This is a genomic window from Xanthomonas populi, assembly GCF_002940065.1.
GTDB lineage: Bacteria > Pseudomonadota > Gammaproteobacteria > Xanthomonadales > Xanthomonadaceae > Xanthomonas > Xanthomonas populi.
Genome location: NZ_MDEJ01000114.1, coordinates 1 through 12,775, shown reverse-complemented (window position 1 = coordinate 12,775; position 12,775 = coordinate 1). Strand labels below are relative to the sequence as shown.

Below are 12,775 nucleotides of genomic sequence, written 5' to 3'. Positions count from 1 at the left end.
ATCGCTGATTTTTTGAAGGTATGGTCATCATCCAGTGCGTGTCACCACGGCTACGACTTGGTTGTTCGAGGTGCCCTATATTTGAACGGTGCAATCGTCGAGGCTGCAGATAAATGCAGGCATGGGTGTGCGCTGATCGCAAGCTCATGCTTGGCTGCGGGCGCCTTGCGCGACGATGGCCGCTTGAGTTTGCAGCCGCCGATATAGGGGGAGCGCGTGCGCATCGGTCGGCGGCGTTGAGGTGTTGTGCCCTGATCCACGCGCGCTGCCGTATCGGTGCGAGCGGCAACGGTGGTGTCGCACCTGGTCGGCGTTGCGTGTCGTTGTGGATGCACTGCATCGAGGTGCGAGATGCGGGCATAGCCGCTTACGCAGCGTGCGGGTTGCCCACACGCGAGCCGGCACCAGTGGTGCGCGCGTCGCCCACGCGCTGGTAAGCCCTCAGGCCGCTGCTGGTTCCTTGACCTGCGCCTTGGCGCCCAGCAACTGCACGATGCTGCCTGCCGCGTCGCGGCCTTCGGCCACCGCAGTCACCACCAGATCCGCCCCGCGCACACAGTCGCCGCCGGCGAACAACCGTGGGTTACTGGTCTGATAGGGCAGGCGGCCGTCGCCGTCGGCTGGGGCGACGATGCGGCCGTTGCTGCCGGCTTCCACGCCTTGCGATGCCAGCCAATCCGGCAGCGTCGGCGAGAAGCCGAACGCGATGATCACCACGTCCGCTTCCAGCAGCGATTCGCTGCCTTCCACCGGCACCGCGTTGCGGCGGCCGCTGGCATCGGGTTCGCTCAAGCGGGTTTCCACCACGGTCACGCCGATCGCCTCGTCGTCGGCGCCGGATTCGATCGACAGCGGCTGACGGTTGAACAAAAAGCGCACGCCTTCCTCGCGCGCGTTGGCCACTTCGCGCGCCGAGCCCGGCATGCTGGCCTCGTCGCGCCGATATGCGCAGGTGACCTTGGCCGCGCCCAGACGGATCGCACTGCGCACGCAGTCCATGCCGGTGTCGCCGCCGCCCAGCACCACCACACGCTTGCCGTTGAGATCGGGCAGCGCCATCTGGTCTTCCCAGCCGGCGATCGGCCGGCCGTGCGGGTCGTTACCGCTGACGATGCGGCTGTTCTGCACCAGAAACGGCAGCGCCGGCAGCACGTTCTTCAGATCCTGCCCGTCCAGCCCACCGTCGGTGTAGCGGTACGCGCCGGTGCCCAGGAACACCGCATCGTATTCGCCCAGCAACTGCTCGATGCTGACGTCGCGGCCCACTTCCACGCCCAGGCGGAACTGCACGCCCATGCCTTCGAGAATCTCGCGGCGCTTGCCGATCACCGACTTGTCCAGCTTGAAGCTGGGGATGCCGAACTGCAGCAGGCCACCGATCTGCTCGTAGCGGTCGTAGACCACCGCCTCGATGCCGGCGCGCACCAACCGGTCGGCGCAGGACAGGCCGGCCGGGCCGGCGCCGATCACCGCCACCCGCCAGCCGGTGGGCTGCACGTTGCCCAGATCCGGGCGCCAGCCCATCTTGAAGGCGGTGTCGACGATGTATTTTTCCACCGCACCGATGGTGACCGCGCCGAATTCCTCCAGCGTGCAGCTGCCTTCGCACAGGCGGTCTTGCGGACACACCCGCCCGCACACTTCCGGCAACGGATTGGTGGAATGGCACAGCGCGGCGGCTTCTTCGATGCGGTTTTCCTGCACCAGTTGCAGCCACTGCGGAATGGCGTTGTGCACCGGGCATTTCCAGCTGCAATACGGGTTGCCGCAGTCCAGGCAACGGCCGGACTGATACTGCGCGTCGGCCTTGTCGAACTTGCCGTACAACTCGCCCCAGTCACCGGACGTGCGCAGCTCCACCGGAATGCGCGTGGGCATGGTCCGGGGCAGGTCGAGGAATTGGAAGGCTTGCTTGCGGCTCATAGAAGAAATCCGTGGCTGATTCCCTTTTCCCACCGGGAGAAGGTGCCCCAACGGGGCGGATGAGGGTACGGAGCGTCAGCGCCCGCATCCCCAAATCCTCTCCCGTTGCCGGGAGAGGGAAGCACTCAGGCGGCGCGCCGCAGCGATTCGGTCAGCGACTCGATGCTGGCGGCCTTGGGTTTGACCAGCCAGAACTTGCCGACGTAGTCGCGGAACTCGTCCAGGATCTGCTGCGCCCAGATGCTGCCGGTGAGCTCGCGGTGGCGGCTGATCAGGGTGTGCAGGTGCTGGCGATGGTTCTCGAAGCCTTCGGCGGAGACGCGGTGGATGTCGATCAGCTCGTGGTTGTAGCGATCAACGAAGTCGCGCTCGATATCCAGCACGTAGGCCAGGCCGCCGGTGAAGCCGGCGCCGAAGTTCAGGCCTACCTTGCCCAGCACCAGCACCACGCCGTCGGTCATGTATTCGCAGCAGTGGTCGCCTGCGCCTTCCACCACCGCCAGCGCGCCGGAGTTGCGCACCGCAAAGCGCTCGCCCGCGCGGCCGGCCGCGAACAGCTCGCCGCCGGTGGCGCCGTACAGGCAGGTGTTGCCGACGATCGGCGTGCTGCGGGCCTCGAAGCGTCCGCCGCGCGGCGGACGCACCACCAGCCGGCCGCCGGCCATGCCCTTGCCGACGTAGTCGTTGGCTTCGCCTTCCAGCTCCAGTTGCAGGCCGCCGGCGTTGAACGCGCCGAAGCTCTGCCCGGCGGTGCCGCGGAAGCGCAGGTTCAACGGCGCATCGCTCATGCCGTGGTTGCCGTGCGCGCGCGCAATGGCCCCGGACAGGCGCGCGCCGATCGAGCGATCAGTGTTGTGGATCAGGAAGCGATGGTCGCCGCCGGTCTTGTTGGCGATCGCATCGGCCAGCAGGCCATCCATCTGCGTGGCCAGGCTGTCCGGCGACTCGTACAGGCGCTGGGCGGCGCAATGGCTGCCCTCGTACCGCGCATGCGTGAGCAGGCGCGAGAGATCGACCTTGACCCCGGCACGCGGCGAGACGTCCAGCTGCTCGAGCAGGTCGGTGCGGCCGACGATCTCGTCCAGCGAACGCACGCCCAGGTAAGAAAGCCACTGGCGCACTTCTTCGGCCAACAGGCGGAAGAAATGCTCCACGCGCTCCGGCAGGCCGGTGAAGTAGTTTGCACGCAGGCGCTCGTCCTGAGTGGCCACGCCGGTGGCGCAGTTGTTGAGGTGGCAGATGCGCAGGTACTTGCAGCCCAGCACGATCATCGGCGCGGTGCCGAAGCCGAAGCTGTCGGCGCCCAGCAGCGCGGCCTTGACCACGTCCAGGCCGGTCTTCAGGCCGCCATCGGTCTGCAGGATGGTGCGGTCGCGCAGGTCGTTGGCCACCAGCGCCTGATGCGACTCGGCCACGCCCAGTTCCCACGGCACGCCTGCGTAACGGATCGAGCTGATCGGGCTGGCCCCGGTGCCGCCGTCGTGGCCGGACACGGTGATCAGATCGGCGCCAGCCTTGACCACGCCGGCAGCAATGGTGCCAACGCCGGCATGCGCGACCAGCTTCACCGACACCAGTGCGGTGGGGTTGACCTGCTTGAGGTCGTAGATCAGCTGGGCCAGATCTTCGATCGAATAGATGTCGTGATGCGGCGGCGGGCTGATCAGGCCGATGCCAGGCTTGGCGTAGCGCAGCCGGGCGATCAGTTCGTTGACCTTGTGGCCGGGCAGCTGACCGCCTTCGCCGGGCTTGGCGCCCTGCGCGACCTTGATCTGCAACACCTCGGCATTGACCAGATATTCCGGTGTCACGCCGAAACGGCCCGAAGCGACCTGCTTGATCTTGGAGCGCTTCTCGGTGCCGTAGCGGGCCGGGTCTTCGCCGCCTTCGCCTGAGTTACTGCGCCCGCCCAGGCGGTTCATGGCAATGGCCAGCGCTTCGTGCGCCTCGGGCGACAGCGCGCCCAGGCTGATCGCAGCGGTGTCGAAGCGACGCAGCACATCGGCGGCCGGGGCCACCTCGTCCAACGGGGTCGGGGTGTCGGCACGCTTGAGCTGGACCAGATCGCGTAGCGTGGAGGCCGGGCGCGCATGCACCGCATCCACATACTTCTGCCAATCGCCGGCATCGCCGGTGCGGGTGGCGCGCTGCAGCGTCATAACCACGTCGGGGTTGTACATGTGGTACTCGCCGCCATGCACGTACTTGAGCAGGCCGCCCACTTCTGGCTTGAGCTGGTCGTTCCAGGCGAGTGCGGTGAGCTCGCGCGCCTCGGTGTCCAGCCGCGCCAGGTTGACGCCGCCGATGCGTGCGGGCGTCTCGGCAAAGCACAGCTCCACCACGTCCGGGTCCAGCCCGACGATCTCGAACAACTGCGCGCCGCGATAACTGGCGATGGTGCAGATGCCCATCTTCGAAATGATCTTCGACAGGCCCTTGTAGATGCCCTTGCGATACCGGCGGCCGATCTGCGACTGCTCGCCGCCCTTGCTCAGCTGCAGGATGCCGCGCCGGCCCAGGTCGAACAGCGTCTGGTAAGCCAGATACGGGTACACCGCAGTGGCGCCGAAACCGAGCAGGCAGGCCATGTGGTGCGCATCGCGCGCGGTGCCGGTTTCGATGATCAGGTTGGCGTCGCAACGCAGCCCCACCTTGCACAGGTGGTGATGCACCGCGCCGGTGGCCAGCAGCGCATGCGCCATCGGCCGGTCCGGGACCGGGTAGCGGTCCGACAGCAGCAGCATCACCGCGCCGGCGCGCGCGGCGGTCTCGGCTTCCTGGCAGATGCGTTCCAGCCCGGCCTTGAGGCCTTCGTCCACGCTGTAGGACAGGTCGATCAGGCGATTGCGCTCGACGTACTGCTCCATCTTCAGCAGCTGGCGCAGCTTGCGCTGGCTGAGCACCGGCGAGTTGAGGATGACGTGGTTCACCGTCTCCGCGCCGGCATGGAAGATGTTGGTCTCCTTGCCGAGCTGGGTGGTGAGCGACATCGCGATGCCTTCGCGCAGCGGGTCGATCGGCGGGTTGGTGACCTGCGCAAACGCCTGGCGGAAGTAGTCGTACAGCGGCCGGGTCTGGCGGCTGAGCACCGCCATCGGGGTATCGTCGCCCATCGAGCCGGTGGCTTCCTGCTCGGTCTCGGCCAGCGGGCGCAGGATCTGCTCCACTTCCTCGGTGCTGAGCTGGAACAGCTTGTGGTAGCTGCGCAGGGTCTGTTCGCTGAAGGGTTCTTCCACCAGCGAGGGGTCGATCAACTCGGTCTGCAGATAGGTCACGCCCTGCTGCAGCCATTGCTTGTACGGCGCGCGCGCACGGTTGATGCGGTCGATGGCGTCCGAATCGAGCAGGTCGCCGCGCTTGAGATCGATCGCCATCATCTCGCCGGGGCCGAGCTTGCCCTTGCGGGTGATGCGCTCGGCCTGCAATTCCCACACGCCGGCCTCGGAGGCCACCAGGAAGTGGCGGTCGGAGGTCAGCATCCAGCGCGCCGGGCGCAGCCCGTTGCGATCGAGCATGCAGGCGGCATAGCGGCCGTCGCAGGCGACGATGCCGGCCGGGCCGTCCCACGGTTCGGTGTTGAGGCCGTAGAACTCGTAGAACGCGGCCAGGTCGGCGTCCTTGAATTCCAGCGACTGGGTGGCCGGCGGCACCAGGATGCGCAGCGCCTGCAGCAGGTCCATGCCACCGGCGACCAGCAGCTCGAGCATGTTGTCCAGGCTCTGCGAATCGGAGCCGTGCATGGAGATCACCGGGTCGAACTGCGCGATATCGAAGCGCGGGGTCTGCCACACCTTGCTGCGCGCTTGCGCCCAGCGGCGGTTGCCTTCGATGGTGTTGATCTCGCCGTTATGGGCGAGCAGCCGGAACGGATGCGCCAGTGGCCAGCGCGGCAGCGTATTCGTGGAAAAACGCTGGTGGAACACGATCGCGCTGGAGGACAGATCGCTGCGCTGCAGGTCCGGGTAGAACGTGCTCAGCTTGTCCGGCAGCACCATGCCCTTGTAGCTGATGCCGTTGGGCGAGAGCGTGGTGACGTAGAAATTTTCCACTGCGTGCAGCGCCTGCTCGGCGCGCCGGCGCGCCAGAAACAGCGCCAGGGTGAAGCCGTCTTCGGTCTGTTGCGCGCCGGCATCGACAAAGACTTGTTCGATGCGAGGCAGGGTGTCGCGTGCCAATTGGCCGCATACGCTGTTGTCGGTGGGCACCACGCGCCAGCCGCGAAAGTGCACGCCAGCGGTGTGCAACTGGGTTTCCAGTTCGGCCCGACATCGGGCGGCATCGGCATCGTCCAGCGGCAGGAACACCACGCCGGCCGCGTAGCGCGTGCCCACCGGGATGCCGGCATCGCGCGCCAGCCCGCGCAGGAACGCATCGGGTTTGCGGATCAGCAGGCCGCAGCCGTCGCCGGTAAGCCCGTCGGCGGCCACGCCGCCGCGATGTGTCATGCGCGAGAGCGCCGCAATCGCGGTGTCTACCAGCGAGCGGGAAGGTTGGTCGTCCAACTGGGCGACCATGCCAAAACCACAGGCGTCGCGCTCATCGCGCGCGCGGTTGTAGAGACCGTCGTCGTTGAGCCCTTGGCGAGTGCGGGGGGCCATGTCTGCCTCTTTGCGATCTGGGAGAGCGGCGACGACGTTGCAGCGCTCGATCCGTGGAGCGTTTCAGAAGAGGTCACCTGATGATCGACTAGACCACAGTTGCTGCGGTGCCGCAATACACCGTTACAGCTGCAACAAGGGCGCCTGCAAGGCCTTGTGGCAGCTGGCTTGGCGCCCGTTCGCAAACAGGCGCCAAGCGGTGCTCAGCCGCAGCGCACCGAGGCGATCAGGTTCTTGGCATCCACTTCCAGATTGAGCCGCTCGCCGTTGAACTCCATGGTGGTCATCTGGCCGGGTTTGAGCACGCGTACCGACTTTGCGCCGGCATCGATGCGGGCCTGTTCGCTCACCGCATCGGTCAGTGCCTGGCCCACCATCGACTGCACCTGAGTCGCATCGCAGCTGCCGATCGGCGGGGCTTCGGGAGCGGCGGCCGGTGCCGGCGCAGCGGCTTGTTCGGCTGCGTGCTGCGCCTTGGCGGAAACGGCTTCCTGCTCGTCCGGTTGCGGCGAGCCGCAGGCACTCAATGCCGCCAGCACGACCAACAGACAGGCCAGGCGGGCGGTAGGCAGGACAGAGCGCATCGATGACTCCAGCACATGGGGGGATACTCAAGCATAAGCAGAAAACCGCTTCGCGGGCATCGCATGCCAACACGGTGTTGTCCTCGCAGTGTGGGCGGTGCACACCATCCGGGCTGCAAGCCCCTCCCCCTCTCCAGTTGCTGCCACTCGCGCGCTCAGCGTTGACGCGGCCTAGCTATGCGGCGCTCGACAATCCTGATCGGCCTTTGGACCTGTTCGCAATGAAAGCCAAACGTGTTCTTCGCAAGGCCGCAGCCACTGCCAGCGCCGCCGGCAAGTTGGCCACCTTGGCCACCAGTGCGGTCGCCGCCACGGCCCCAGTGGCGAGCGCGGCAGCGGTTGCACAGGCCAAGGCCACCGCGCGTGCGGCCGGGCTCACCTATGTCAACGATCAACAGCCCGGCATCAGCCGCCGCAAGGCCGGCAAGAGCTTCAGTTACCACAGTGCAGACGGCCAGCGCGTGGCCGATGCAGACACCTTGCAGCGCATCCGTGCGTTGGCTATTCCGCCTGCCTATACCGAGGTATGGATCTGCGCCAAGCCCAACGGCCATCTGCAGGCCACCGGGCGCGATGCCCGCAGGCGCAAGCAATACCGCTATCACGCCGAGTGGGCGCAGGTGCGTGGCGAAGGCAAGTTCGAACGGGTGATCGCCTTCGGCCAGGCGCTGCCAAAACTACGCCGACGGCTGCGCCGCGATCTGGTATTACCCGGATTTCCACGCGAAAATGTACTGGCGATCGTGGTGGCGTTGTTGGCAGACACCCTGGTGCGCGTGGGCAATGCCGAATATGCGCGCAGCAATCGTTCCTATGGCCTGACCACCTTGCGCAACCGGCATATGGAATTTCTGCGCGGCGGGCGTGCGCGGCTGAAGTTCCGCGGCAAGAGCGGCCAGGATCACGATATCGAAGTGGACGACAAGCAGCTGGTCAAACTGATTCGCCAATGCCAGCAATTGCCGGGGCAATCGCTGTTTCAGTACCGCGACGACGACGGTCAATTGCAGCCGGTGGATTCGGGTGAGGTCAACGACTATCTGCGTGAGGCGATGGGCGAGGATTTCACCGCCAAGGATTTCCGTACGTGGGGCGGCACGCTGGCCGCACTGCAACGTCTGGCGCGTCTGCCGTTACCCGAGCGCATCAGCGAACGTGCGTTGACCCAGGTGCAGAACGATGTCATCCGCGAGGTTGCTGATGCGCTGGGCAACACGCCCTCGGTGTGTCGCAAGGCTTACATCGACCCGTGCGTGTTCGAAGGCTGGCGCGCCGGCGAACTGCAGGCCATGGCCACCGGCGTGCGCGGCGAGCGGCAATGGGAGGCAGCCACGCTGCGCTTTTTGACCGATTCGCGCAGCAAGCAACGCAAGACGCGCAAGCCAGGCAAGGCGGCCAAGCCGACGCTCAGCCGCAGCAAGAAAACTGCGTGATGCTGTTGTTCGGCGAGATCTTGATGGTGAGGTGATCGGGGACAGCACGCTGCTGGCTCACGCCACGCGGGCGTGAGCCGCGTGCAGACCCCCATCGTCGACCGCGCGCGCTGCGCTGTCTTGTCATCGGTGTGCTGAAGTTGCGCTGAAGGCTGTCACTCGTCTGCGATCTGCTTCTGGCGCCGTTGTGCCCAGGCATCGCGCACAAAGGTGTAGTCGTCCACGGCATCGCGGCGCGCCGCATCCATCGGCAACATACGCGCACGGCCGTCGGCGATCTGCAGGCCCATCAGCGAATTGGCGACGCGTGCGCTATCTATGTAATTGATCGGCGTCAGCTGTTGATCGCCAAAACGTCCCACCGTGTCACGCACGGTGCCGGGTCCCAGGATCGGCATCACAAGGTAGCGCGAGTTGTCCCAGCCCCATGTGGCGAACGCCTGTCCCACATCTTCGTTGTACTTGGGCATGCCGAAGCGGGTGGCCGGATCGAACAGCCCGGCCACCCCGACGGTACTGTTCACCACGAAGCGTCCAAGCGACTGCGCCGCTTTGACCGGGTGGCCTTGCATCGCTTGGCTGACTGCGGTCCCGGGCTGGCCGAGGTTTCCAAACATGTTCCTGATACCGGTCTTGACCGGCTTGGGCGTGACCTTGTCGTAGGCCAGTGCGACGGGGCGGAAAAGCACCTTGTCGGCGCCGCGGTTGAATCCTTGCATCTTGCGGTTGTAGCCCTCCCACGGATCGCGCACCGGTGTGGTGGTGTAGAGCGCATGGGCATCTCGTTCGGCGCGGGTGCTGGCATCATCAGAAGCTTGCGTGGTTGCGGTGGTCTGCGCTGAGTGCGGTGCTGCCGGCAAGGCGCTGCCAGTGTTTTCCTGCGCAGCAGGATCGCCGACAACCTGGTGTTGCTGGCGTGGATCGCGCGTGGATTGCGATGACGGTGGCGCGACCAGCGTCGAGCCAATGGGTGGGCCGATCGTGGTGGGTGCCGATGCCTGTGTGGCGGCAGGCCGGCTTGCGCAGGCCGATAGCAATAGCAAAGCGCTAGCTGCAGCAAGGTAACGTGAAATCGTCATCGTAGGATCCTTCGGAGTGAAGTGAGGCATTGAGTGGGCAACCAACACAACTGCCACGACGTTTGCGCGGTTCTCTACGCGCTGAAGCGACACAGCCACGGCCACACCAGTGGGCAACCCCACAACGCCGCCACTCCCGCGCTGGCGATGCTCGCCATCCAGCGCAGCTGACTCAGCCGCTGGCGCCGGAAATGGTGCTGCTGCAGATCCGGCAAGTCGTGCCACGCCTGGCGATTGCTGGCGGTAGACGATTGCCGTGGTGTCACGAAAGGGCTTTGGAAAGACATGGCGCGGTCCAGAGATGTAACACGGGTGTTGCTCAAAGCACCACAGGAATGTCTGCGAGAGGGCCGTGCAGAGGCTTTGGCGAGGTGGCTGTCGTGCAGCCATTGGTTGCTGAAGGCGATGCTAAGGAGGAAGCTCGAATCACGTTTTAAGAGTTTTTTGATTGGTTCCGGTTGGTAGGGATGCGTTCACGAAAGGACATCGGCCTCTAACGCTGTGATCGCTACGCGCCGTCATGCGCTGCCGCAGTCTGCCGTGTGCGTTGCGTTCGCCACGGTGGTGCACGGCGATATGCCTCACGCCAGAGCAACCGAGCGGTTGCGTGGATCAGTAGTCCGCGTCCGTCGACCGACTAGACCTTGCTGGATCTCGCGCGCTAGCTCATGCGGATCGAAAAGAACACCAAGCATTCCAGTGCGACCAACGCTGCGGCAATCAGCATGCCGGTGACAAGCGGGTCATGCCCGGTGCCGCGCAGGGAAAAGCCCACCAGCACAAACACCAGGTTGTCGCCTGCAATGCCCAGCAAGGACGCCAGCAGAAACGTCCAGAATCGCACCTGGATGACGCCGGCCGGCAATGCCAGATAGATCCGTGCCAACGGAATCGCCTGGCCCGCCAACGTCACCCAGCAATCGTTGTGTCGATCGGACTGCGCCAGGCGCGCATAGGTCGCGATGCCCAGGAACACGAACCGACCCTACTTGCTCACCACGCTGCGCACCTGTCATTGCCCAGCGCACGGCCAATCTCGTACCAGCTCACCGAGGCCAGCATCGACCCTGCCACGCTGACGCCCCACATCGCCAACAGCGCCGGGACGCGACCGGCGGTGATGCCGACCACCATCAGCATCAGGTAGGACGGCACCACGGGAATGAATTTTTCCAGCTAGGACAGGGCCAGCACGCCGGGAATGCGGCAGCTCACGACAAGCGCGCGCAGATCGTTGGTCTGCATCGCGTTCTACCTTGTGTAGGTACGACGCTGGATGCGATAGGTCGTCGCTGGCGGAACGTTTCGATACGTGCGCCCGATCTTGACGGCCTCCAGATCGAGCGCATCGAGAAGATGCGCCGGCACCGAGCACTTGCATCCGTAGGTAAACAGATACAGCCGCCCGCCGGGCTTCAACTGCATGAAGGCGCCGCGCAGAATCGCAGCCACCTGATGTGCCGGCATGTTCAACAGGCCAAGACCGCAGACCACGGCATCGACGTACGCCCCATCGATGCGAGGCACCGATTCAAGATCACAGACATCCATCTGCAGCAATCTTGCGTGCGGAAAGCGCTGCGTGAGCAACGCAGAAAATGTCTGATTGTACTCGAGCAGAACGAGGTTCTTTTCCTGCACACCTTTGTCGATCATCGCCTGGGTAAACACGCCAGTGCCTGGCCCAAGTTCGAGGACCCGGGTAGTACGCTCCGACAGCTCGGAGGTGATGATGGAGGCAAGTGCGCGACCGGAGGGGAGTATCGCTGCAACGGAGCAGGGTGCGGTGATCCATTCGCGAAAAAACGACTTCATATACGAACGAGCCATCTATCCTCACAACGTTGAAAGAGTTCGGCCAAGCTGCATCTGCGCACACCACTTCAGGATGTGCAATTGGGCAAAAACAAGGCTAAAGCAAGAGTCTGTCGGGAGCCTGTCTTGGCTGCAGATCGGTCGCGATAGTTCAGATTTTTATCAGCATCGACGATGCAGCGCTTCCAAGGCGTCACTGCACTGCGGATGTCATTGGCTACAAACGTGTGAGTGATCGCAGACGCAGGTGATCGACTGCATGCAATGCGCGGCCGTTGTACAAAGGCCGGTATCGCAAGCCGGAAACAGGCGCCGAGCGCGGTGTCGGGCACCAGCATCACGCTGCTGCCGTGGTGACGCATGATGGTCTGCACCAGGTCCAGCCCCAACCCTACGCCCGTGCTTGCTGTCGCGATGGAACGCTTCGAAAATGCGCTCGCGCTCTGAATCCTTCACACCGCGCCCTTCATCGGCAACTTCCACCAACGTTATTGCCGAAGCCCGGATCGTGATCGTGCCCTGACGGCCGCCATAGCGGATCGCATTCTGGATCAGATTGGTGAGCGCACGCTCGATGGAGACCTGATCGCCATCGAGCGGGACACTGTGTGCATCGTTTCGACAGCCACCTGGTAGCCGGCAGCCACTGCCAGCGGTGCCAGGCCGAGTATCACGCGCTCGGCGATGCTTGCCAGATTCATGCGCGAAAACACGATGGTTTCGGACCCCCAGCCGTTGGATGTCGAACCATTGGCCGGTCACTGCGCTGAGCCGGACCGCGTCTTGCAGCAACCGCGTTTTGAGTGCGCTGGCTGGCAGCGCAGACAGGCGCGTGGTCAAGATTGCCATCGGTGTGCGTAACGCGTGCCCGGCCACGCAAATCATCGCGGTTTGCGCAGCGGCCAGGCCATGCAACGGCCACCATCGCAACGGCGGTGAGCTGCACGTCACGACTGCGCGCTCAACATGTGGCCGACGCCGCGCACCACGTTAATCGCCAGCGGACAACTTTCTGCGCAAGCGGCAGACATGGGTCTCAAGGGCGTTCGGCTGCACCTCGTCGTCCATCGAGAATACCGCCTGCATCAGCGTTTCGCGCTGCACCCTGCGTCCGAGACGTTTGCGCAACGCGTCCAGCACCAGCAGCTCGCGGCGCTAGGGATCCAGCGCCTTGCCGCCGATCGTCGCGGTCCGGTTGACGACGTCGTCGCTCCTGGCGCGGTGAGGATCAGCACCGGGGTAAGGTTGCCTTGCTCGCGCAAGGTATTGAGGGCACCTCGAACAACCAAGTCGTAGCCGTGGTGACACGCACTGGATGATGACCATACCTTCAAAAAATCAGC

12 protein-coding genes and 1 pseudogene are annotated in these 12,775 nt (G+C 64.8%); 2 read left to right on the top strand and 11 right to left on the bottom strand.

The annotated features are described in order from the left end of the window. Nucleotides 1-207, top strand: a 207-nt coding sequence (locus XpopCFBP1817_RS22205) for a hypothetical protein (protein WP_208619641.1), incomplete at its 5' end; no start/stop codon positions are given. Between the two features lie 234 nt (nt 208-441). On the opposite strand, the gene XpopCFBP1817_RS15970 is transcribed toward XpopCFBP1817_RS22205, so the two are convergent. The 3 genes from XpopCFBP1817_RS15970 to XpopCFBP1817_RS15960 all read right to left on the bottom strand — a co-directional run bounded on the left by XpopCFBP1817_RS15970 (nt 442) and on the right by XpopCFBP1817_RS15960 (nt 7,105). Beyond that, nucleotides 442-1,923 (bottom strand): FAD-dependent oxidoreductase, encoded by a 1,482-nt coding sequence (locus tag XpopCFBP1817_RS15970; RefSeq protein WP_128417862.1) that lies wholly within the window; start codon nt 1,921-1,923, stop codon nt 442-444. A 125-nt stretch (nt 1,924-2,048) separates the two neighbouring features. After that, a complete protein-coding gene (gltB, locus tag XpopCFBP1817_RS15965) occupies nt 2,049-6,521 on the bottom strand; it encodes a glutamate synthase large subunit (protein ID WP_128417861.1) in 4,473 nt (1,490 codons plus the stop codon). Between the two features lie 203 nt (nt 6,522-6,724). Beyond that, nucleotides 6,725-7,105, bottom strand: a complete 381-nt coding sequence (locus XpopCFBP1817_RS15960; protein WP_128417860.1) for an I78 family peptidase inhibitor — start codon at nt 7,103-7,105, stop codon at nt 6,725-6,727. A gap of 221 nt (nt 7,106-7,326) precedes the next feature. On the opposite strand from XpopCFBP1817_RS15960, the gene XpopCFBP1817_RS15955 reads away from it, so the two are divergent. After that, nucleotides 7,327-8,538: a DNA topoisomerase IB gene (locus tag XpopCFBP1817_RS15955; RefSeq protein WP_128417859.1), complete on the top strand. Its 1,212-nt coding sequence runs from the start codon at nt 7,327-7,329 to the stop codon at nt 8,536-8,538. Nucleotides 8,539-8,693: 155 nt separating this feature from the next. On the opposite strand, the gene XpopCFBP1817_RS15950 is transcribed toward XpopCFBP1817_RS15955, so the two are convergent. The 8 genes and pseudogenes from XpopCFBP1817_RS15950 to XpopCFBP1817_RS22200 form a co-directional block, all read right to left on the bottom strand. Continuing rightward, nucleotides 8,694-9,617 carry an MlaA family lipoprotein gene (locus XpopCFBP1817_RS15950; protein WP_158251315.1) on the bottom strand — a complete coding sequence of 308 codons (924 nt, stop codon included), beginning with the start codon at nt 9,615-9,617 and terminating at the stop codon, nt 8,694-8,696. A gap of 74 nt (nt 9,618-9,691) precedes the next feature. Next, the gene (locus XpopCFBP1817_RS21650) at nt 9,692-9,904 is read right to left on the bottom strand and encodes a hypothetical protein (protein ID WP_158251314.1); all 213 of its coding nucleotides are present in this window, start codon (nt 9,902-9,904) and stop codon (nt 9,692-9,694) included. Nucleotides 9,905-10,278: 374 nt separating this feature from the next. After that, a complete protein-coding gene (locus XpopCFBP1817_RS15945; protein WP_128417857.1) occupies nt 10,279-10,593 on the bottom strand; it encodes a VTT domain-containing protein in 315 nt (104 codons plus the stop codon). A 17-nt stretch (nt 10,594-10,610) separates the two neighbouring features. Continuing rightward, the gene (locus XpopCFBP1817_RS21645) at nt 10,611-10,775 is read right to left on the bottom strand and encodes a hypothetical protein (protein ID WP_208619640.1); all 165 of its coding nucleotides are present in this window, start codon (nt 10,773-10,775) and stop codon (nt 10,611-10,613) included. A gap of 93 nt (nt 10,776-10,868) precedes the next feature. Then, the gene (locus tag XpopCFBP1817_RS15940) at nt 10,869-11,432 is read right to left on the bottom strand and encodes a class I SAM-dependent methyltransferase (RefSeq protein WP_244171204.1); all 564 of its coding nucleotides are present in this window, start codon (nt 11,430-11,432) and stop codon (nt 10,869-10,871) included. Nucleotides 11,433-11,500: 68 nt separating this feature from the next. Next, nucleotides 11,501-11,821, bottom strand: coding sequence for a hypothetical protein (locus XpopCFBP1817_RS23190; protein WP_244171203.1), 321 nt, complete (start codon nt 11,819-11,821; stop codon nt 11,501-11,503). Between the two features lie 49 nt (nt 11,822-11,870). Next, nucleotides 11,871-12,281, bottom strand: a pseudogene (locus tag XpopCFBP1817_RS24080) (ATP-binding protein); the annotation flags it as partial. A 141-nt stretch (nt 12,282-12,422) separates the two neighbouring features. Further along, the gene (locus XpopCFBP1817_RS22200) at nt 12,423-12,572 is read right to left on the bottom strand and encodes a winged helix-turn-helix domain-containing protein (RefSeq protein WP_244171202.1); all 150 of its coding nucleotides are present in this window, start codon (nt 12,570-12,572) and stop codon (nt 12,423-12,425) included. Nucleotides 12,573-12,775 lie beyond the last annotated feature (203 nt).

Bases quoted from the DNA above. Each gene is read 5' to 3' on its own strand.
- XpopCFBP1817_RS15950 (WP_158251315.1), bottom strand. From the start codon at position 9,617: ATGACGATTTCACGTTACCTTGCTGCAGCTAGCGCTTTGCTATTGCTA.
- XpopCFBP1817_RS21650 (WP_158251314.1), bottom strand. From the start codon at position 9,904: ATGTCTTTCCAAAGCCCTTTCGTGACACCACGGCAATCGTCTACCGCC.
- XpopCFBP1817_RS15955 (WP_128417859.1), top strand. From the start codon at position 7,327: ATGAAAGCCAAACGTGTTCTTCGCAAGGCCGCAGCCACTGCCAGCGCC.
- XpopCFBP1817_RS15960 (WP_128417860.1), bottom strand. From the start codon at position 7,105: ATGCGCTCTGTCCTGCCTACCGCCCGCCTGGCCTGTCTGTTGGTCGTG.
- gltB (WP_128417861.1), bottom strand. From the start codon at position 6,521: ATGGCCCCCCGCACTCGCCAAGGGCTCAACGACGACGGTCTCTACAAC.
- XpopCFBP1817_RS15970 (WP_128417862.1), bottom strand. From the start codon at position 1,923: ATGAGCCGCAAGCAAGCCTTCCAATTCCTCGACCTGCCCCGGACCATG.
- XpopCFBP1817_RS15940 (WP_244171204.1), bottom strand. From the start codon at position 11,432: ATGAAGTCGTTTTTTCGCGAATGGATCACCGCACCCTGCTCCGTTGCA.